Annotated in this window: 20 protein-coding genes; 14 read left to right on the plus strand and 6 right to left on the minus strand. The window is 64.1% G+C overall.

The genetic code is table 11. The features are described from left to right. Positions 1–14: 14 nt before the first annotated feature. Positions 15–581 (plus strand): TetR/AcrR family transcriptional regulator, encoded by a 567-nt coding sequence (locus AC5Y4S_RS21315; protein WP_500034585.1) that lies wholly within the window; start codon positions 15–17, stop codon positions 579–581. Between the two features lie 239 nt (positions 582–820). Here AC5Y4S_RS21315 and AC5Y4S_RS21320 read toward each other — a convergent pair whose 3' ends face one another. Further along, a complete protein-coding gene (locus AC5Y4S_RS21320) occupies positions 821–1,429 on the minus strand; it encodes an LGFP repeat-containing protein (RefSeq protein ID WP_500034586.1) in 609 nt (202 codons plus the stop codon). A 371-nt stretch (positions 1,430–1,800) separates the two neighbouring features. On the opposite strand from AC5Y4S_RS21320, the gene AC5Y4S_RS21325 reads away from it, so the two are divergent. Then, positions 1,801–2,256, plus strand: coding sequence for a DUF1942 domain-containing protein (locus AC5Y4S_RS21325; RefSeq protein ID WP_427078972.1), 456 nt, complete (start codon positions 1,801–1,803; stop codon positions 2,254–2,256). Positions 2,257–2,353: 97 nt separating this feature from the next. Here AC5Y4S_RS21325 and AC5Y4S_RS21330 read toward each other — a convergent pair whose 3' ends face one another. Continuing rightward, positions 2,354–2,797: a DoxX family protein gene (locus tag AC5Y4S_RS21330; protein ID WP_500034587.1), complete on the minus strand. Its 444-nt coding sequence runs from the start codon at positions 2,795–2,797 to the stop codon at positions 2,354–2,356. Positions 2,798–2,875: 78 nt separating this feature from the next. Then, on the minus strand, positions 2,876–3,349 hold the full coding sequence (locus AC5Y4S_RS21335; protein ID WP_500034588.1) for a winged helix-turn-helix transcriptional regulator: 474 nt from the start codon (positions 3,347–3,349) through the stop codon (positions 2,876–2,878). A gap of 90 nt (positions 3,350–3,439) precedes the next feature. Here AC5Y4S_RS21335 and AC5Y4S_RS21340 point away from each other — a divergent pair, with 90 nt between their 5' ends. From AC5Y4S_RS21340 to AC5Y4S_RS21365, 6 genes are all read left to right on the plus strand, one after another. Continuing rightward, the gene (locus tag AC5Y4S_RS21340; RefSeq protein WP_500034589.1) at positions 3,440–4,828 is read left to right on the plus strand and encodes an MFS transporter; all 1,389 of its coding nucleotides are present in this window, start codon (positions 3,440–3,442) and stop codon (positions 4,826–4,828) included. 184 nt (positions 4,829–5,012) lie between these two features. Further along, positions 5,013–5,579: a dihydrofolate reductase family protein gene (locus tag AC5Y4S_RS21345; RefSeq protein WP_500034590.1), complete on the plus strand. Its 567-nt coding sequence runs from the start codon at positions 5,013–5,015 to the stop codon at positions 5,577–5,579. Positions 5,580–5,833: 254 nt separating this feature from the next. After that, the gene (locus AC5Y4S_RS21350; RefSeq protein WP_500034591.1) at positions 5,834–6,391 is read left to right on the plus strand and encodes a hypothetical protein; all 558 of its coding nucleotides are present in this window, start codon (positions 5,834–5,836) and stop codon (positions 6,389–6,391) included. A 132-nt stretch (positions 6,392–6,523) separates the two neighbouring features. Beyond that, a complete protein-coding gene (locus tag AC5Y4S_RS21355; RefSeq protein ID WP_500034657.1) occupies positions 6,524–7,717 on the plus strand; it encodes a lanthionine synthetase C family protein in 1,194 nt (397 codons plus the stop codon). 115 nt (positions 7,718–7,832) lie between these two features. Then, positions 7,833–10,829: a lantibiotic dehydratase gene (locus AC5Y4S_RS21360; protein ID WP_500034592.1), complete on the plus strand. Its 2,997-nt coding sequence runs from the start codon at positions 7,833–7,835 to the stop codon at positions 10,827–10,829. A gap of 151 nt (positions 10,830–10,980) precedes the next feature. Beyond that, the gene (locus AC5Y4S_RS21365) at positions 10,981–11,799 is read left to right on the plus strand and encodes an alpha/beta fold hydrolase (RefSeq protein ID WP_500034593.1); all 819 of its coding nucleotides are present in this window, start codon (positions 10,981–10,983) and stop codon (positions 11,797–11,799) included. Between the two features lie 8 nt (positions 11,800–11,807). Here AC5Y4S_RS21365 and AC5Y4S_RS21370 read toward each other — a convergent pair whose 3' ends face one another. From AC5Y4S_RS21370 to AC5Y4S_RS21380, 3 genes are all read right to left on the minus strand, one after another. Further along, a complete protein-coding gene (locus AC5Y4S_RS21370) occupies positions 11,808–12,044 on the minus strand; it encodes a hypothetical protein (RefSeq protein WP_500034594.1) in 237 nt (78 codons plus the stop codon). A gap of 334 nt (positions 12,045–12,378) precedes the next feature. Further along, positions 12,379–13,524 (minus strand): GGDEF domain-containing protein, encoded by a 1,146-nt coding sequence (locus tag AC5Y4S_RS21375; RefSeq protein WP_500034595.1) that lies wholly within the window; start codon positions 13,522–13,524, stop codon positions 12,379–12,381. 99 nt (positions 13,525–13,623) lie between these two features. After that, positions 13,624–14,910 carry a sensor domain-containing phosphodiesterase gene (locus tag AC5Y4S_RS21380; RefSeq protein WP_500034596.1) on the minus strand — a complete coding sequence of 429 codons (1,287 nt, stop codon included), beginning with the start codon at positions 14,908–14,910 and terminating at the stop codon, positions 13,624–13,626. A gap of 330 nt (positions 14,911–15,240) precedes the next feature. On the opposite strand from AC5Y4S_RS21380, the gene AC5Y4S_RS21385 reads away from it, so the two are divergent. From AC5Y4S_RS21385 to AC5Y4S_RS21410, 6 genes are all read left to right on the plus strand, one after another. Continuing rightward, positions 15,241–15,603 (plus strand): VOC family protein, encoded by a 363-nt coding sequence (locus AC5Y4S_RS21385; protein ID WP_500034597.1) that lies wholly within the window; start codon positions 15,241–15,243, stop codon positions 15,601–15,603. 184 nt (positions 15,604–15,787) lie between these two features. Then, positions 15,788–17,269, plus strand: a complete 1,482-nt coding sequence (locus tag AC5Y4S_RS21390; RefSeq protein WP_500034598.1) for a biotin carboxylase — start codon at positions 15,788–15,790, stop codon at positions 17,267–17,269. After that, complete coding sequence (locus AC5Y4S_RS21395) at positions 17,266–18,459, plus strand: serine hydrolase domain-containing protein (RefSeq protein WP_500034599.1); 1,194 nt, start codon at positions 17,266–17,268, stop codon at positions 18,457–18,459. The genes AC5Y4S_RS21390 and AC5Y4S_RS21395 overlap by 4 nt, the downstream gene beginning before the upstream one ends. 259 nt (positions 18,460–18,718) lie before the next feature. After that, a complete protein-coding gene (locus AC5Y4S_RS21400) occupies positions 18,719–19,114 on the plus strand; it encodes a thiol-disulfide oxidoreductase DCC family protein (protein WP_500034600.1) in 396 nt (131 codons plus the stop codon). Between the two features lie 64 nt (positions 19,115–19,178). After that, positions 19,179–19,733: an FKBP-type peptidyl-prolyl cis-trans isomerase gene (locus tag AC5Y4S_RS21405; protein ID WP_500034601.1), complete on the plus strand. Its 555-nt coding sequence runs from the start codon at positions 19,179–19,181 to the stop codon at positions 19,731–19,733. Positions 19,734–19,843: 110 nt separating this feature from the next. After that, positions 19,844–20,029, plus strand: a 186-nt coding sequence (locus AC5Y4S_RS21410) for a cold-shock protein (protein ID WP_500034602.1), incomplete at its 3' end; no start/stop codon positions are given.

Consider the following 20,029-nt stretch of genomic DNA (forward strand, 5'->3'; position numbering starts at 1 on the left):
GAGGCTACCTCAACTTGACAACACCTCCGATTCGCCGGCAGCGTGCCGACGCACAACGCAACTACGAGCGACTCATCGCCGCCGCCGATGACGCGTTTACCCGTGACGGCATCGGCGCATCCCTAGAGAAAATTGCCAAAACCGCCGGCGTGGCTATCGGAACCGTCTACTCCCACTTCCCCACCCGCGAAGATCTTCTCGCGCACCTGATCGCCGAGCGCATGACCCGGCTCACCGACCTCGGTCAGCGCCTGCTTAGCCGCGAGGATGCGGGTGCGGCGCTCTTCGAGTGGCTCGAAGTCTTTGGCGCCGACGCCGCGACGTATCAGGGCCTGCCCGATTCAGTCATCCGCACCCTGCAGGACCCACAATCCCCGCTGTTCAACTCCTGCGAAACCATGCGCCGAACGTGTGGTGCGCTGCTTGAGCGCGCTCAGCGCGGTCAGCAAGTCCGCGCCGACACCACCGCAACCGGTGTCCTTGCGATGACAGCGGCCCTTTACGGCGCCGCCGCCGCCGGCGACCACGACCAGGGCCAGTTTCTTGCAGTCCTTTTCGACGGACTTCGCAAGCGACCGTAGGCGCCCAGCGGTTCGGTCGCGCCCGACGATCCAACAACCGAGATACCCAGCATTATTTTTCCCCGGGGCACGGTCAGCTTATGTCGGGCTCGGCACCGCCAAGGCCGACTGCGTGACACTGCCAATACGACGGGATCGAATATGCGGCTTTACCGGTCAAGCTTGGCGTGCCCAGTTCCAGACTTGCGTGCGTGACACTGATCGCCGCGGAAGAACTCATCCGATGCTTCTGATTCGGGCTAGAGCCCGGATGGAACGACCTTGCCGTTTACCGTCACCCTGACTTGGCCGCTTGTCGGGTTGTACTCGATCCTGCCGTGCTCGAAGGTCGACACGAGCAGATCGCCAACGGCGTTCACGTCGCTGGTCGGGCAGCCCAGCGGACCGGCCGAACCGTTAGTGCCGGTGATCGCGGGCGCGCCGTCTGGGTCGCGTGGGATATTCCAGGCCTCCCGGATCTTGCCCAGGGTGATATACGCGGGCGTGCTGGCGTCGTCGTTCTTGGCGGTGATCACGCCGCCCTGGAACTGCTGGAACACCACGCCACTGTCCCGTGTCCCCGCGTTGCGGTCACCCGTCAGCGGCTTGCCGAGAGCCTTCTTCTGATCCTCGGTGGCCGACGAGTACTTGGCAGCGATCGGGCCGGTCAGAGTCACCTGGACGTCGCTCTCCCCGATGAGCTTCACCTCGCTGGGCTGCACTGGGGTTTTAGACGTGGAGGTGGCGTTCGCCCCGACCTGAGGCGGTGGCGACGCGTCGACGCTCTTGCTATTGCTGCAGCCGACAGCAATCAGCGCGACGGCGGCAAGGACGACGACTGCTGGGTGGCGGTATGCGATCGTTCTCAACGGGTTCCTCCTCGCGTCTCGCTGTGGTGTGCGTCGAATTGCGGCCGACCCCCTCGCCCGGCCGGGACCACAACCGAGCCACTTGAGTGGCGCATGTGGTCGGAGTCGCCGTGGCTCCGAAACGACCCTACGACGCGGTCGCGACCGGCGAAGCAGAGCACCTGAGTAGGAATCACCGATGCTCGATGAAATCCGCCATGGGCTCGGCACGCTCGTTCCGTACATCGCTTCGATGTCCGCTGATCAAGGGGCCGGGTCGACATGCGTTTATTTAGCAAGCATCTGGTTTGAGATTCCGAGCTTTGGATAGACCTCACCTGTGAACTAGCTGTCGCTGGTGGACAGCCGGCACATCACGAAGGGAGCCCGACGTGGCGTTCTCACACATTGCATCGAAAACAATGGCAGCAACAGCTGCATTGGCGGCGGCCGGAATCCTCGCGGCGACACCGGCATTCGCCGATCCGCAAGTGCTGCAATTCGGCCAGATGGCAGAGCTTTCCAGTAATGGCGGCACCATCGACTACACCGTGAGCAACCTGCAACCTAGTGGCCACAACGACGGCATTTGGTATTCCGACGTCACGGCCACGGGCGTAAGCGGTAACGCAACTCCGAACATCGCCGACTTCAACGCTCGGGCCGTCAACAGCTCCACATTCGCGGTGATGAAGGGCAACCAAACCGACGGCCTTCCCGAGGGGCCGCTCCCCTTAGGCACCCCTGTCAAGGGGCGGATTTACTTCGACGTTCGCAACGGTACGAACCCCGACAGTGTCGTCTACCGGGACGCCGGAGGCACCGACAAGGTCGTCTGGAAAGGCTAGGAACTCGACTCGCGCACCCCGCCTCATCGGGGAAACGCACGAATTGAATACTCCTTTGCATGGCGGCCAACAGGCAGCACGCGAACGAGCGGCTCCTCTAAGTCCCTGAGGGGCCAGTGTTGAGCTGTCGGCGTCGCGATAGCAGCCGGTCTAGGGAGTATCTGTTATCGCAGCGGAACGCAATGACCGCAGCGAGAAAGATCGTGTGAACGAGCTGATCGCCGATAAGGTCGAAACGTTCGATCGACGTCGCGCCGAGGATCAGGATCATCATCACGCAGCTGGCCGCCACCGCGGCCATACGCGTCATTGCGCCGGCCACTAACAGCAATCCGCTCAGCAACTCCACAAACGGCAAAACATAGCCGCAGCCGGAGACCAGCGCCCGAGGCAGAAGCGATGTGTGAAACTCGCTCATCAAGTGAGCGTGAAAGACACCCAGCTTCGGCAGCCGAACCACACCATGCCCAAGCAGACTGACCCCAATGGCAAGGCGCACGACGAGATAGGCCAGAGTGCGATCTTCTCCTGCGGCTGGCATCTTATTCTCCCCCACGGCGACCGGCAGTGTCGGAGACCGATACTGTCCCAACCAATTCCCAACGGCGCGGACATCGGATCAACATTCGCCGGTGACCCGGACGCGCTTCACTTCCGCGTAGTCGACCGGCTCCCCGCAGGCGTCGCAGGTGTGACCGACCGACAACTCGTGGTCGCGATGACGCATCGAGATCGGCGGCTGCTCGACCGCCCACCGATTACCCCATTGGCGCAGCACCTGCAGCACGGGTATCAGGTCACGACCTGCCTCGCTCAGGTAATAGCCCCAGCGCGGCGGCGCCGCTTGGTACGTTGTGCGCTCGAGGACACCAGCGGCGACGAGTTCCTTGAGCCGGGCGGCCAGCCGGTCGCGTGGCGCGGCGGTGTTCCGCGCGATTTCGCCGAAGCGGTGGTGCCCCAAATGGACCTCGCGAATGATCAGCAGGGACCACCGGTCCCCGACGATCTCCAAGGCGGCGGCGATCGCGCAGGGCCTACCCCGGACCGTCGGGGTCTGCAACGGTCCCGGGTTTTGGGCGGCGCGTACGGACATACGCCCTAGGTTTGCATATCAAACCGTCGGGCCGCTAGTCTGCTGCCTGTGACGGTCCGGAAATCAAACCGTGCTGCGACGCGGTGGATCATGTCCACCGTGGTCGTGGCGGCCGTGTTCATGTCGAACCTGGACCTGTGGATTGTCAACGTCGCCCTTGTGGACATCGGGCGCGGCTTCGGCAACTCGCTGTCCGCCGCCTCGTGGGTGCTCAACGCGTACGCCATCGCGCTGGCCGCGCTGCTGATACCGGCGGGGCGCCTCGGTGACCGGTTCGGACAGCGAAGGGTTTTCCTTTGTGGCATCGCGGTATTCACTGTCGCCTCGCTGGCCTGTGCCATTGCTCCCAATCTCGCCATCCTGGTGGCCGCGCGCGTCCTGCAATCCGTCGGCGCCGCCGCGCAACTGCCCACATCCCTGGCCTTGCTGATGGCCTCGGTGGAACCGCATCGTCGCACCAACGCGGCCCGCGGCTGGGCCGCCGTCGGCGGGCTGGCCGCGGTCTGCGGGCCAGTGCTCGGCGGGGTCCTGGTCACCTTCAGCTGGCGGTGGGTATTCCTGGTGAACCTGCCTGTCGGGCTCGCGGCGTGGCTCCTCGGCCGCCGTGTCCTGCCGTTCGAACCGGCCCGCCGCGACGAGCGATTGCCCGACCTCGTCGGCAGTGCCCTGTTGATCGTCGCCGTGGCCGCCCTGACCGGTGCGCTGGTGCAGGCGCCCATCTGGGGATGGGTCTCGGCAGGCACGGGCGCTTTGGTGGCGCTCGCCATGCTGGGTACGGCGGGATTCTTGTGGCGGACGGCGCGGCACCCGCACCCGCTGCTCGAACTACCGCTGCTGAAGATCCGAAATTTCGCTATCGCCAACGTTGCGTTCTTCTGCTTCGGCGCCGCCTTCGCCATCATGCTTCTGTCGAATTCGCTTTGGTGTCAAAATATTTGGCACTACAGCGTGTTGCGCACCGGTCTCGCGATGGCGCCCAGCCCGGCCCTGGTGCCGGTCGTCACCTTCGGGTCCGCGCGGCTCGTCCACCGCATCGGTCCCGGCCCGGTGGCCGCGATCGGAAGCGCGCTGTTCGCCGGCTCCCTGGTTTGGCGAATCGTCTTCGCCGGGGCCGCGCCACATTACGTGACCGATCTGCTGCCCAGCATGCTGCTCAGCGGAATCGGGGTCGGACTGACGCTGAGCACTCTCATGGCCGCCGGCGCGACCGCACTGCCGCCCGCACGCGCCGCCACGGGTTCGGCGCTGGTCAACTCCGGTCGCCAGGTGGCCTCGGCACTGGGCGTGGCTATCCTGGTGACCGCCCTGGGGCCCACCGCCTCGGTGTCCGACTTCGACCTCGGCTGGTGGCTGGCGCTCGCCTTCATCGCCGCGACCGTGGTCATCAGTCTCACCCTGCCGCACGTCCGCTCCGAGGTGTCCGCCTCGGTGGCGGTTCCGGGGCGCTCGCTGACCGGCCCAGTCGTCGAAATGTCCTGAGGAAACAGGCTTCTGCCGTTGGCGCCTTGAAGGCGTCCGGCATCGGGTACGGCCGCCGACGCGCAGGAATGTGATCACGACTTTCCCTGGTTTTCCCGTGCCGCCCAAGCCTTACGTCCGTCGAGTGCCGCAACGGACGGGTGGAGTGGCGATTAGTTTTGCCCTCCGGTGCAGTCTGATTGGTATGGGCAAACTGATCTATGGCTTCAACGTGTCGGTGGACGGGTACATCGCCGATGCACAGGGCAACATCGACTGGTCCGAGCCGAGCGAAGAACTTCACCAGTATTGGAACGACTTCGAGCGGGAGACCGCCTTGTCGTTCTACGGCCGGCGGCTCTACGAACTGATGTCCGCGTACTGGCCGACCGCCGACAAGACCCCGGACGCCACCCCCCTGATCGTCGACTTCGCTCACATCTGGCGCGACATGCCCAAAGTCGTGTTCTCGCGCACCTTGGAGTCCGTCGACTGGAACTCGCGCCTGGAACGCGGCGACCCGGTCGAGGTGGTAACGAAGCTGAAAGCCGAAACCGACGGCAGGCTGGAGGTGGGCGGCGCGACGCTGGCCGCGCCGATCGTGCGAGCCGGACTGGTCGACGAGTATCGGATCGTGGTCACACCCACCGCCGTGGGCGGCGGCACCCCGTTCTTCCCGGCACTGCCGTCATGGATCTCGCTGCGACTCTTGGAGAACCGCACCTTCCCGGGCGGCATTGTCCTGCTGCGCTACGAGGCGAAACACGAGTGATCGGACATACACCGCCAGTTGACGAGTTGACGAGCGGACGCACTACGAGGTAGACCACTCGAACTGAGCAGCGACGCCGAGCCCAGATGCCGGAACCGAATATCGAGGGTTTCAGTCAGCGGTGTAAGCGCGTTTCGAAGGTTCTCCGTGCGCGTCGCGTTTTGGCTTGCGCAATCGGCCGTCGGTATGTTTCAAATTAGTTGGCGTTGGGCTCGTCGAATATCGATCAATCCGTAACGATCCAGGGAGCCAAGATGGGAAACATCAACGACCCGGACGACAACGACTCCTCAGGCGATTCCGTCTCCTCCTTCGCACAACATCCGTTGGTGACCGGCGTCCGTCCGAATCCGTCGGAACCGCCGCGGCGATCCATCGAGTTGGTCGGATTTCCCGGCGACACGGAAAGGTCCGAGTACCAGCGGTTGTACTTGAATTCGACGCTGGATTACTTCGCAGAGTTCGCGCTCAACGATGTCCTCTACGCCTCGGTGATTCCTGCGGAGATTTCCCCCTTTCCGGGTCATGAAGTCGTGTCGGTGCGTATCCGCGCCGACGCGGCCGTGGACTACACGCGCACACTCACCGGTGACGAACTCGACGACTTCGATCTCGATGTTCGAATCGAAGCACAGCAGTTCGCTCTCCAAACGATGATGAGCGGCGGTGCGAGCTGCGGTGGCTGTTCACTCGGCGTGAGCTGCTCGCTATGCCCATCGCACAACTTCTGCCCATCGACCAAACAATGCCCGACCCATGTGGCCTGCCCCCCGCCGCACCCGTCGGGACACGCGGCATGCCCACCGCAGTAACCGAAGAACATCAGGCCGCTGAACACGCTGGGTGCGACCACACTGAACGCTGATCTTTCCGACGCGGTCTCCGGTTGGTGTTCGCCGCTGACGCCGGCGCAGCGTCAGCGCGCTGGCTCGCTTGCATTGACGTTGGCCCAGCGAATCATTCACCGACCCGGGTCGGATCAGCCCACCAGCCATTGGCGCGCGTGGTCGATAGCTGAAGGTGATGCGGGTACCGCACTCGTCAGCAGCTACATCGGGCAATGCACGGCGGATCCATCTTGGACGGAGGTCGCGCATCGCCTTACGCGCCTTGCCGTGATGAACGCCCAGCAGTCCGGGGTAACAGCGCCGGGTCTGTTCGAAGGTCTGGCCGGGCTGGGCTTCGTCGTGGCGCAGCTCTCCGACGGTGGCCGTCGCTTCCAGCGGCTCCTTACGTCGATCGACAACACGCTTACCTCGTTCGTATCGTCGCTATCGGATCCGCCATCGAACATCCCACCTGACGTCGACCCTGTCACCGGCCTGCCAGGCATAAGCTCGTATTTCGCCCAGCGCGTCGAGCACGGTGGCGGATTGGCCACACTGACGGCCGCGACGCAGCTTCTCCTCGGAGACCGACCCGAGGACACACCGGCACAGTGGCTTACCCCCGTCGAACGGATCCCGACGACGACACTGCGTGATCAGTTCCCCCAAGGGTATTTGAACTGCGGAATGGCCCACGGCGTCCCCGGGATTCTCGCGGCATTAGCGCGCGCATGGCGGCGTGGCGTGCGGATTCCGGGACTGGAGTCGTCGATCACGGCTGCTTCGACATGGCTGCTGGAGCATCGCGCCGACGACGCATATGGCATGAACTGGCCGGTCGGGATCGCCGCCGACTCCCCTACCGGTGATCACACGCCCACTAGGGCTGCGTGGTGCTACGGCGCCCCCGGAGTGGCCCGCGGGCTGTGGCAGGCCGCGCTCGCGCTCGGTCGTGACGATTGGCGCGACGCCGCCGTCACCGCCATGCTTACTGCCCTGCGACGACCGGCCCACCTGCAGCAGATTGATTCACCCGGACTATGTCACGGCGTGGCGGGCTTACTGCAGATCGCCCTGCGCTTCTACAACGACACGTCCGATGAACGATTCGCCGAGCACGTGCGCGCGCTCACCGTCGAGATCCTTGGCCGCTTCGACTCAACCGCACCCTACGGCTATCGCGTCACTGAACGGGGCGACGACGCCGACAATCCGAGCTTTCTGGAGGGCACTGCCGGGATTGCCGCAGTGTTGATGGCCGTATCGGCCCCGCGTGTTCCGGATTGGGATCGAGTGTTATCCATTGCTTGACGATTCCTGGCGCTCCGGCTCGTCCGTCGCTGATTCCAACGCGAAGCGGAGCAGTCCTCGCTACGAACCCGCGCCTTGGGGCATGCTTCGCGCGCCGTTACTGCCCATCACATATTTGACCGAGAAAACCGGTGACAGCGTCGGATTGGACCCGAAGAACGTTGGACGTCCGCTTGGTGGTGCATTCGACGACAAACTGATGCTAGCTGCGTTGGCGATAGCCAATCCCGGCGTCCATTCGGCTTTGGAGCGCGTCGACGTCGTCGAGCCCGACTCCCGGCTGGCTCGAACCCTGCACCACTACCTCGTTCGAATGTCGAGCCGCGCCACACCGTTTGGTCTTTTCGCAGGCGTCGGTTTGATCGGCTGGGGCGCGACGACCGACGCTGTCCTTGTCGGCGGCCGACCAAGAACCCGCACCCGCCCCGACATGAAATGGCTGACTGAGTTCGTTGGCTCCGCGGAAGCCGATATCGAAATTCGCCGCCACCTGTCCTACCGGGCCAACTCCGCGGTTTACGAGCGTAGCGGGCGGATATTCGCCCTGAGCCGCGGGGACGACGACCAGCCCCGTTGGGAGACCGTCTCCGTGCGGGCAACTCGCGTAGCTCGGCAGGCAATCCTCCTGGCTCGCAACGGTATTACACACCAAGAACTCGTCGAGCGGCTGGCGAAGGATTCAAATGCTACCGTCGAAAAGGCCGAGAAGCTTGTCGAGCAGCTGTGGTCGCGGCAGTTCCTTACGACCGACCTACTTCCTCCGCTGACCAGCGGTGACCCCGCCGCCCACGTCGCAGATCGACTCGCACGTATCCCGGCCGCCGCGGCCGCGTACGACACCCTCCAAGGTCTGCTCTCGGCGATGGCCACGTTCGACGCTGGAGTACTCGCGACGATCGACGACTACCGAGCCCTCCAAAACAGTGCCGCGAGGCTCGGCGTCGATCTCTCTACCGAGCCGCCACAGGTCGACATGGGTTTGTCCTTGGCCGGCACCCATATCAGCAGCGTGGTGGCCGCCGAAGCCGCCCGTGCGGCCGACATCCTCCTGCAGCTGTCGCCTACGCCGTTTCAGACTTGCCAAATCGACGCATATCGCTCCCGCTTCGAGTCGAGGTACGGCCAGGGGCGGCCCATACCCCTCCTCGAGCTGCTCGACCCGCACTTCGGTCTCGGGTCACCTTATGCCGCAACGGATGTGCCGGTACCTGATCACAGCAGCCGGAACCGCGTGCTCACCGAGATCGCGATTAATGCTTTGATCGAGAAGCGGTCTGAAGTCGTACTCGACAGCGAAATGCTGGCTCGACTGCGCACCGAATCCTCGACGACGACCCCCCCTTCCTCACTGGACGTCGCCGTATCCGTGCTGGCGTCGTCAGCTGACGACATTGACAATGGCTTGTTCACCCTGGTGGTCGGCGCCAACTTGGGCGCCCCGACCGCCGGCCGCAACCTCGGGCGTTTCGCTGATCTTCTTGGTACGCCGGCTACCGATGCGCTCGCGCAAGTGAGTGCCGCCGATCGGCGGCCACACACCGGAATCGTGTGCGCTGAACTGGTTTACAGCCCCGCCCAGACCCGGTGGGCGAACCTGGCCGTGCGTCCGCACTTCTCGGAGTACGAAATCGTTATCGCAGCGACTCCAGGCGTACCGCCACAGCGCGTCATCGCACTCCACGAGCTTGATGTCGAGGCGGTCGAGGGCCGATTCCGAATTTGGTGGACCGCCGGTAACGCGGAGGTCCGCGTTACCGCGGGACACATGCTCAACGAGACGGTGGCACCCGACGTCGTCCGCTTCCTCGTCGACGCGCAACGTTGCATACATGGGCCGTATCGGCCATTCGACTGGGGCGACGCTGCGCTGCTTCCCGCGTTGCCGCGTGTGCGGGTCGGTCGAACCGTGCTGTGCCCCGCACGGTTCCGCGCAGCCGACTTGATCACGAAGTCCGCTGGTAGCGTCACCGACTTCGCGGCGGCCGTCGACCAGTGGCGGCGTCGCTGGGGCGTCCCCAGGTATGTCCACGTCGGCTCGGGCGACCACCGGCTCTTTGTCGATCTCGAGACGGAATTCGGGCTGAATGGTTTGCGGCTAGAGCTACGGCGATTCACCCGACGCGAACCACCCATCGTCGAGGAGGCGCTGCCGACACCCGAACAAGCGTGGCTGCATGGACCCGGTGGCCGCTACGTCGCCGAGATCGTGATCCCGCTGATGCGAATGGCCGAGGCACCGACCAGGGTCGCCGCTGCCCCGACTGCCCCAACCAGGGTTCACGCCACGGACCGCCTGCGAGCACCGGGCAGCGACTGGCTGTACTGCAAGCTTTACTGCCCCTCCAACGCCGAGGAAGAGGTGCTGTGCGACACCGTCGGCATGCTGTGTGATCCGCTCACCGCGTCAGGTTTGGTCCACGACTGGTTCTTCGTTCGCTACACCGATCCCGACCCGCACCTCCGGTTGCGTTTTCGCGGCGAACCTGAGGTGCTCATGACTGCTGTGCTGCCGCGGTTATGCGCATGGAATCAACAACTCATCGACCGCGATCTGTGCCTGAGTACCGCGATCGACACCTACTGCCGAGAAGTCGAACGCTATAAGGGTGTCGCCGGAATGGATTACTCGGAGAAGGTGTTCGGCGCCGACAGTCGCGCCGTCGCAAAACTGCTGTCACTGCGTCGCGCAGGAGCAATCGACCTCGAGCCCGTAGTCCTCGCCGCAATTACCATTCACGATCTGCTCGCGCACGCCGGCTACGAAAACAGCGACCAACTTGGCTGGACATCGGCGATCGTCAGCCGCATTCCCCGGCCATACCCATCGCTGCGCAGCGAGATCCGTCAAGTGCGGAGCGTGTTATGCCGCGGGCTTGGGAGGTCGACGGTCGACGCAGAAATCGATACTGTCCTCGCGGCCCGGCGGCACGAGCTGGACGCTATGGCTGACCGCATCAACTTCATCACTCAAGGCGAGTCGATAATCCGAGATGACTTGCTGCACAGTCATATCCACATGCACTGCAATCGGTTGCTCGGTCGGGATCGGACCGCTGAGGCCCACGCGCTGATTGTGCTGCAGAAAGCCTTGTATGGAATGGTCGCCGCTTGAGGCGCAAGCCGGCCTACCAACGTTTGGCGCCTCGCGAGCCGTGCCGCACACTCAACCGCCGTAATGCCCGCAGGAAAAAACTTGTGACTTGCGGTTGACTGTCATTCGATCGCGGCGAGCGCCCGCGACAGGCGACGGCGAGGGGACGACTGTGCCTACCATCACCACGTCGGACGGTATCGAGATCTTCTACAAGGACTGGGGATCTGGGCAGCCGATCGTTTTCAGTCATGGCTGGCCGCTTACGGCCGACGACTGGGACGTGCAAATGATGTTCTTTCTGCACCACGGTTATCGGGTGATTGCTCACGACCGGCGCGGGCATGGCCGATCCGATCAGGTCGGCACCGGCAATGACATCGAGCACTGGGTGGCCGACCTGGCCACGTTGACAGAGCAGCTCGACCTGGGCGAGGCCGTTCATATTGGGCACTCCACCGGCGGTGCTGAGGTGGCCCGCTATGTGGCGCGCCACCAGGAGCGGGTCGCCAAGGCGATCCTGGTTTCCTCCCCGACGCCGAATATGCTGCAGACAGAGGACAATCCGGGCGGGCAACCCCAAGAGTGGTTCGATGCGGTGCGGGCGGGGGTCTTGGGAAATCGATCGGAGTTCTACCGCGCGGTGCCGGAGGGTCCGTTCTACGGATTCAACCGATCAGGGGTGGAGCCGTCGGAGGCGGTGATCGCGAACTGGTGGCGACAGGGCATGTCCGGCAGTGCCCAGGCGCACTATGAGACCGTGCTTTCGTGGCTGCACGATTACACCGAGGATCTGCGCACCATCACAGTTCCCGTCCTGGTGATGCACGGCGACGACGATCAGATCGTTCCGTTCACCAGCTCGGTGCCCCGAGCGTTCGACTTGCTCCAGAACGGCGCGTTGAAGACCTACGCCGGCTACCCGCACGGCATGCTGACCACGCACGCGGACGTCCTCAACCCGGATCTGCTTGGGTTCATCGCGTCCTGATCAGGGTGCTAACCCATCGTCAAGATGGCGCCGCCCGCGACGCAGATCACCACCACGAGGGCCACCAAGATCACCGTGATCGCCGCGTGGACGATCTCTTCTTCGGTGAGTCGCCAGCGCGGCTTGAATTCGACGAGATCGCCGTAGGCATTCGAGTTGAGTCGTGCGACCGCCGAACTGAGATCGTCATGTCCCTGGGCCGCGCATTTCTCGACCAGGTCCTGCGCGGCGATTGCGGTGGTCATATCAGCCCCCCAGGCTTGCGGACGCCGATAGGCGTGGTGTGGGTGTCGAAGGCATCAGCCTTCTGTCGTATATCCAAGATACGACTGTGAAAATCACGATCGCGGTAACGATCCCTAACGGTCACAGCACAGATTCGTTGCGTGCCAACCACGCTCGCCGGCGCCGGAACTGGGTCACCCCGCAGCAAAACGTCCCGGCTGGGCTGCCGCGCCCAACTGGTCGGCCAGCCCGGACCGCTGATGCTACGTGGAGTGTTGGACGAAAGCGCCAAAGCAGCTTCGGTTTCGCCGCTTAATGCCGGCGCGCGAGCGTGCCGCGCACCGGACCGACGATTCAATTGCCTTGATCGACGGGCGTTATGTGGACTGTGATGTTGCCGCCTTTGCGTTTCGCATCGAGCATCGCGCGGTCGGCTCGACCAAGGAGGGTGTCGAGGAGGGTAATGCGGTCGGCCTCTAGTGCGGTGAAGATGCCGAGGTCGACATGAGTGACACCGATGCTGCCGGTGACTGGAGCGTGATCGGCCGGCGCGGCGATCGCGTGCCTGACTCGTTCGGCGGTTTGTTGTGCGTGGCCAGGCTCGGTGACCTCGATGACGACGAATTCTTCTCCCCCGATTCGCGCTACTAATGCACTGCCGCGCACCGCAGATTCGATCCGCCGAGCGGTGCGGATCAAGACGTCATCGCCGATCGGATGGCCGAAGGTGTCGTTGATGTCTTTGAAGCGGTCGAGGTCGGCGACCATCACGGCCAGGTGCCCGCCCGAGGGATGATGGTCGCTCAACAACTCGGCGAAGTGCAGGTGCAGGCCCCGCCGGTTGAGAAGACCGGTCAGCGGATCGGTGACCGACTCGTTTGCGTCGTTGCGCAGCGTCCGGATTCCGAACTGGATTCCCACGGGTGCGGCAAGGACTGGTGTTGTCGCGGCGAGGATGCTGGCGACGAAGACCAAACCGTCAAAGTGTGCGTCCGCAGCTGCCCGCACGGCAAACACGGCCGTCGACGCGAAGATCCACAGGGTATGCAGCGCAAGGAATCTCGGTCCGTCAAAGAACAGCAGATAGACCGAGAGTTGCGTAAACGCGTTGAACCCGTACAGGCCCGCGAGCCACGTTGGTTCGTAAAACGCCAGCGTGGCGATGCCGATGTCGCAGGAGATGACGAACGCGCGCGACACCGGCAACGTCGGCCATGGTCGAAAACACCATCGGATCACCCAAAACATCACCAGGGCGGCGAACGAGGCCACGACGATCCGAGATACGAGACGATCCGGGCCGGCCCACGGCAGCAGAATCGCCAGGGCAGTCACGACCGTCAGCCCGTTACCCACCCCGATCATTACCCGGATGGCCTCTGCCATCGACCGCTTGGCGAAGTACTGCACCTGCGCGGCATAGTCGACCGGTGAATTCCACCATTCACCGACAAGACCGCGAAACACCGCGAAACTTCTCGACTCGGCCAGCGAAGCCATCTGTAGAGACGCCTCCTCGACCGCCCTGAGAATGTTGCCGCGATTCAACGCAATACTGCGTGAAGATCAGCGAACGATATTACAGGTGATGCCCGCCAGCTATGCCGGAGTATGAGCGCCCGGTTGAGGTGCTCCAAGGTGAATGCCTTGGCCGTATTCGATACCGAGACGAATCAGCGTCTGGAGCTGGCTGGGTGTCTCCACAGCTTCGGCCACCAATTTGGCGTGCAGCTCGGCGGCCAGCGAATTCAGTGCGGTCGCCAACGCACGTTTGACGGGATCGCCGTCGATGCCGACGATCAACTCGCCGTCGATCTTGATGATGTCTGGATGTAACCGCAGCAATTGCGTGAAGCTGGCGTATCCGGCGCCGGCATCGTCGACTGCCACACGTATCCCGCGATCGCGCAGATGCCTCAGGCTCGGGCCGAGGTCGTCGGGGAACGGTTCATGCTCAGTGATTTCCACGACCAACGCCCGGTCCTGGGCGGTAAGCAGGTCTTGAATCGCTGGCTCGAGCGCAGCGCTTGGGCTCAGGTTGGCGGCGACTGGACGATCACTGGGGATGCCGCGCGCAGCGCTGAGGATGGTGCACAGCGCGGCGCGTTCCAATTCGATGCCCCGGCCCACGCGCCGGGCAGCGCTAAACCATTCCGTCGGGGTCATCTCCGACGATTCCGGAAACCTTATCAACCCCTCGTAGGCGATCGTCGTGCCGCTTTTCAGATGGACGATGGGTTGAAAGACGGCGCTGAGAGCGTTCGGGTGTGCCAGCAGTTCGTCCACTTGATATTGCAGCGCCTCGGTGTCCACTGCCTCCGGCAACATCACTGAGGCGATGAATCGCTCTGTGAGGGCGCGTTGCCCGCGCTCGTCGCTGTCGCTCATCACGTGGGTAAGCAGCGTTGACAGTTGTGACTGCGCGCCGATCGCCGCGGAAACGAACTCGCTGATGGCGAGCATCGCGTCGACATCTGTGTCGGTGAACGCGGCGGGGGCGGTCGCGGCCAGGAGCAGTGAACCGATGGCGTCGTCGTTGTACATCAGGGGAATCGCCGCCCACGACCGGGTGCCCCATTGTTTATTCATCGCGCGAACACGTGCCGATAGGCGTCGGTCGCTAGCGGCGTCGTCTATCAGCTTCGGGTGTTTCTCCCGCGCCGCGAGCCCCTGGATGCTGTTCTGCTTGGGCACCACGAAACCCGGCGTAGTCGCGAGCACGCCGTGTCCGGAAACGGTCACGTACGCGTTATCGGAGGCGCGAAGCAGCGTGACGGCCGCTCCATCGGCCTTCTGCATAAACGCACAAGCCTGCTCAGCGATGCGTCCCATCAAAGACACCGGGTCCATCGACGCGGCCAGTGCCTGCGCCAGGCTCTCCGACATGTCACCCCCGTTCGCAGCGGCGTGTGCGGGTCGCGCCGTTTACGATAACGACCGTCCACCCGACGCGGGCGATATTCGCAGTCGGACCAAGACTTGAAAGAGCGGGGTGCCGCTGATCCGCCCCGTTCCGCGACGACGTCTCCGCGGGGAAGATTCGCGGATGGCAATGGCGTTTGTGACAATTGGCGGCCGTTGCGAACGAGATCGTCGACACGGCAACGACGTACGATAATTCGCGCCGCGACGGGCTCAGAAATGTCGATCAATTGCAACCTCGTCGGCAAGTAATGGACAAGGAATTCGGCGCGATCGATGCGGCAGACTGGACACATGACGCTTCTTGGCGCCGACCCTGTCCTCGCGGTGCGTGATCTCGACCGTGCGGCGGAGTGGTTCACCCGAATATTGAATTGCACGGTGACCGAGCCTGACCCAGGTAATTGGGCATTCTGCTCGGCCGGGTCGGTGACGTTCAGGCTCGGCCGGTGTCCGGCGGCCTTGCCGGCATCGGACCTCGGTGACCACAACTACATCGCGTACTTGACCGTCGTCGGCATCGATGAGTACTACAGGCGCGCGGTCGCCGAAGGCGCCGACATCCTGAAACCCCCGACGACCGAGCCGTGGGGCCGGCGCGAGATGGGTCTGCGATCCCCTGAAGGACACCGGTTTATGCTCTCCGAGCGGCCGTAGGGGCAAACGGTATCGGAGACCTGGTTCCCGCGATGAGCCGCCACCCCGCAGATCCACCGACATCGGCTGTGGACGTGGCGCACACTTATGCAATGGAGGAATGTCATCTCAGTACCGGCGCGCTGACCGCTGCGCCCCTGTCCCCGCCGCTGTCCTTGCACGGGTCTCCGGCACAGACGTCAGAATGGGTGGCGTGAACATGGCAACTGAGCCGCAGCCGCGCCGCAAGCTGAACGGCCTATCGGACGTGCGGGCGTTCTTCCACACCAATAAGACGCCGCTTTTTTTCATCTCCCCGACCCCGTTCAACCTGTTGGGCGTGGACCGTTGGATACGAAACTTCTTCTACCTGACCTACTTTGACTCTTTCGAGGGCACGCACTCGCGCGTGTTCGTGCCCCGGCGACGCGACCGTCGCGATTTCGACTCCATGGACGAAGTGTGCAGCCATCTGCTGTCCGATCCCGAGACGCTCGAGTTCATCGCGGGTAAAGGCCCCGGCGGCAAGTGCTGCTTTGTGATGATGAACGAGGAGATCCAGGCCCTCGCGCGGTCGGCGGGTCTCGAGGTCATGCATCCGCTGATCGAGCTGCGAAATCGCCTGGGCTCCAAGATCGTCATGACGCGCCTGGCCGACGAGGCGGGCGTACCCAGCGTGCCCAACACGATCGGACGGGCCGGCTCCTACGACGAATTGCTGGCGCTCGCACAAGACGCCGGCTTGGGCGATGACCTCGTCATCTCGATCGCTTACGGCAACGCCGGCAGCGGCACGTTCTTCGTGCACGGTCAGCGCGACTGGGACCAGCACGCCGGTGACCTGGTCGGGCAGGAACTCAAGGTCATGAAGCGGATCCGCAACGTCGAGGTGTGCCTGGAGGGCGCCGTCACCCGCCACGGCACCGTGGTCGGCCCGGCGATGACGAGCCTCGTCGGTTACTCGGAGCTGACGCCGAGCCGGGGCAGCTGGTGCGGCAACGACATCTGGCACGAGGTGCTGCCGCCCGCGCAGACGCACGCCGCCCGAGAAATGGTGACAAAGCTGGGCGACGTCATGCGCCGCGAGGGTTACCTCGGCTATTTCGAGGTGGACCTTTTGCACGACCTCGACTCCGACGAGCTCTACCTCGGCGAGGTGAACCCGCGCCTGTCCGGCGCCAGCCCGATGACGAACCTGACCACCGAGGCCTACGCCGATATGCCGCTGTTCCTCTTTCACCTGCTCGAGTACATGGACGTGGAGTACGACCTCGACATCGACGAGATCAACTCGCGCTGGGAGCGGGGCTATGGCGAGGACGAGGTCTGGGGCCAGGTGATACTCACCGAGACCTCGCCGGATATCGAGATTTTCACCGCGACGCCGCGCACCGGGGTCTGGCGCATCGACGACGAGGGCCGGGTCTCCTTTTCGCGGACCGCCAACGACTGGGCCACGCTGCTCGACGGCTCCGAGGCGTTCTACATGCGGGTCGCGGCGCCCGGTGACTTACGTTCCGAGGGCGCCCAACTGGGCGTGCTGGTCACTCGCTCACACCTGCAGACGGACGACTATCAGCTCAGCGAGCGCTGCCAGCGTTGGGTCAAAGGGATGAAGGCGAAGTTCACCTCGACGCCCTTGACTCCGGCCGCGCCGATCGTCTCGCGGCTCGTCGCACGCGCGTGAGCCGCCCGGCGGGCATCTCACTGGACAACTGGCTGGCGCCGCCCTACTCGCATTGGTCGTTCCAACACGTCGAAGACTTCGTGCCGACCGCGCGAATCTCGCGTGGGACCGGACCGATCGCCACGATCGCGGCGTCCCCCACTCCCCTGGCCGAGGTCCCGGTGACCAACACCAACGGGACGTCCACCACCGTCGGCGCGGTGATGGCCGCCACGGCCACCGACGGCTGGGCCGTCGCCCACCGCGGGGCGCTGATCGCCGAGGAGTATCTGGACGGCATGGGGACCGAGACCCGGCACCTGCTGTTTTCGGTGAGCAAGTCCCTGATCGCAACCGTCGTCGGCGCGCTGCATGGCGCCGGCGCGATCGACCTTGATTCTCCGGTCACGAAATTCGTTCCCGCCCTGGCGAGTTGCGGCTACGCCGGCGCGACGGTGCGCCACCTGCTGGACATGAGATCCGGCATCGCCTTCTCCGAAAACTACGACGACCCGGCCGCGGAGATCCACCTGCTCGACCAGGCGATGGGTTGGGCGCCCAGGACTCGGCCGGACGCACCCACCACGCTGCAGGAATTCCTGCTGACCTTGCGGCAGAAGTCGGCTCACGGCGGTCCGTTCGAATATCGCTCGTGCGAAACCGACGTCCTCGGCTGGATCTGCGAGGCCGCAGGCGCCCAGCGGATGCCGGAGCTGATGTCCGAACTGCTGTGGAGCCGCATCGGCGCCCAACGCGACGCCGCGATTGCCGTCGACGCGACGGGCACTGGATTCTTCGACGGTGGCGTCAGCGCCTGCCTCACCGACATGATCCGGTTCGGGTCGCTACTCCTGCACGACGGCGCGTCGTTGACCGGCCAGCAAGTGGTGCCGGCGGCGTGGATCGCCGACACCCTCGACGGCGGTCCGGACTCGCGTGAGGCTTTCGCCGCCAGCCCCGACGACACCGAGCTGCCCGGCGGCATGTACCGCAACCAAGTGTGGCTGCCTTACCCCGACAGCAACGTCGCGCTGTGCCTGGGCATGTGCGGCCAGATGATCTACGTCAACCGCGCTGCAGAGATAGTTGCCGCCAAGGTGTCCACCCAGCCTCACTCGCACGAGCCGCACATGCTCGACACGTTGCGTGCATTCGATGCGGTGGCACGCAAAATGGCCGAATCCCCCAGCGCGGCTATCTCTGACGGATAACCGCGACCCGCTCTCGCCTCCGCCGCTCGACGACCTGGCTTTCCTGGCGTTGGCGTTCCCACCACGCCCGCAGGGTCTGAACGTCGATTGGCGCGGTTGGGTCGTCAAAAGGCGATGGTGCGGTGTACATGGCGCCTTCGTTCTGCACATTGTAGACGGAAACGTTCACTATTTACTGTGAGCATACTATGCGTCGATAAGAGTCTCCAGTGACGGTCGGTACATCGCGCTCCAGACGCCAGAGGGTCACACTCGAAGTATGGATGGCGTTCTGATTTTCGATGGAAACTGCGGGGTGTGCACGCGTGCGCGCAACGGCCTCCTCCGGCTCGACAGGACCGGGCGGCTGCGAACCGAGCCCATGCAGAAGCCGGGAGTGTCCGAGCGGCTGGGAGTTGCGTCGGAGCGCTTGTCGGAAACTAGCTGGTGGCTGGATTCATCTGGCGCGGTGTTCGCCGGCGCGGAGGCGATGAACGCGGCGATATCGACGGCTCTGGGAACGCAATTGCCGCTACGCATCTACCGCGTGCCGGGAATCCGTTCGGTGCAGGAGGCGGTCTACCGCTGGGTGGCCGCGCACCGGTATCGATTACGCGGGGTCACGCCGTTGTGCGAATCCGAACCCGAGGAGTGCCTTTCCCCGCAAGCTTCCTGATGCCACTTCGCTTGAAGAAACCAAGTGTGGGCCACCGGTAAGGAATGCGATAAGCGACTGTAGCGTGACGGCCGTGAAGTCCTCCTCCATCACGCTCGCAGCTTGCGTCGCGGCGCTCGTCCTCCCACTCGCCGCGCCGGCGACGGCGACCGCGGCCGGCTCGTGCCCGACCGCCGCACCGCCGGGTGGCGGAACGCCTGAATGGACGCTGACCGGGACCACCGGCAGCGTCGCGGTCACCGGATCAACGGATACGACGGCTCCGCGGGTGAATGTGACGACGCCGTTCAGCGTGGGCCAGACCCAGGTGCAGACGCTGCGCGCCGGTGATGGACCGGTGGTCCCGGCCACGGCCAAGGTTTCCGTCTGCTACATGGGCGTCAACGGACGCGACGGGTCCGTATTCGACAGCAGCTATGAACGGGGCGCGCCGGTCGACTTTCCACTTGGCGGAGTCGTGCCGGGCTTCCAGAAGGCCATCTCCGGGCAAAAGGTCGGATCAACCGTCGCGGTCGCGATGACCTCCGCGGATGGGTACCCGAACGGTCAGCCCAGTGCGGGAATCCGGCCGGGCGACACACTCGTCTTCGCAATCAAGATCCTCAGCGCCTCGAGCTGAGCGCCGATTTTCCAGCGCCGGAATCATTTTCAGCAACTGCATCAGCGCGTGCTAGCCTGGTCGCTTGGATGTTTTTGGTACATCCATATTTGAATGAGAGAAGTAAGTAAATGGCACAGGGAACTGTGAAATGGTTCAACGGGGACAAGGGCTTCGGCTTCATCACCCCCGACGAAGGTGACAAGGACCTCTTCGTCCACTACTCGGAGATCCAGGGCAGCGGCTACCGCACCCTCGATGAGAACCAGCGGGTTCAGTTCGAGGTTGGTCAAGGAGCGAAAGGCCCGCAGGCCGTA

The sequence above is a fragment of the Mycobacterium sp. NGS64 genome (genome assembly GCF_059812245.1).

Coding starts and splice junctions, on each gene's coding strand:
- AC5Y4S_RS21330 (WP_500034587.1), bottom strand. CDS start 2,797: ATGCCAGCCGCAGGAGAAGATCGCACTCTGGCCTATCTCGTCGTGCGC.
- AC5Y4S_RS21335 (WP_500034588.1), bottom strand. CDS start 3,349: ATGTCCGTACGCGCCGCCCAAAACCCGGGACCGTTGCAGACCCCGACG.
- AC5Y4S_RS21340 (WP_500034589.1), top strand. CDS start 3,440: ATGTCCACCGTGGTCGTGGCGGCCGTGTTCATGTCGAACCTGGACCTG.
- AC5Y4S_RS21345 (WP_500034590.1), top strand. CDS start 5,013: ATGGGCAAACTGATCTATGGCTTCAACGTGTCGGTGGACGGGTACATC.
- AC5Y4S_RS21350 (WP_500034591.1), top strand. CDS start 5,834: ATGGGAAACATCAACGACCCGGACGACAACGACTCCTCAGGCGATTCC.
- AC5Y4S_RS21370 (WP_500034594.1), bottom strand. CDS start 12,044: ATGACCACCGCAATCGCCGCGCAGGACCTGGTCGAGAAATGCGCGGCC.
- AC5Y4S_RS21375 (WP_500034595.1), bottom strand. CDS start 13,524: ATGGCTTCGCTGGCCGAGTCGAGAAGTTTCGCGGTGTTTCGCGGTCTT.
- AC5Y4S_RS21380 (WP_500034596.1), bottom strand. CDS start 14,910: ATGTCGGAGAGCCTGGCGCAGGCACTGGCCGCGTCGATGGACCCGGTG.
- AC5Y4S_RS21385 (WP_500034597.1), top strand. CDS start 15,241: ATGACGCTTCTTGGCGCCGACCCTGTCCTCGCGGTGCGTGATCTCGAC.
- AC5Y4S_RS21390 (WP_500034598.1), top strand. CDS start 15,788: ATGGGTGGCGTGAACATGGCAACTGAGCCGCAGCCGCGCCGCAAGCTG.
- AC5Y4S_RS21400 (WP_500034600.1), top strand. CDS start 18,719: ATGGATGGCGTTCTGATTTTCGATGGAAACTGCGGGGTGTGCACGCGT.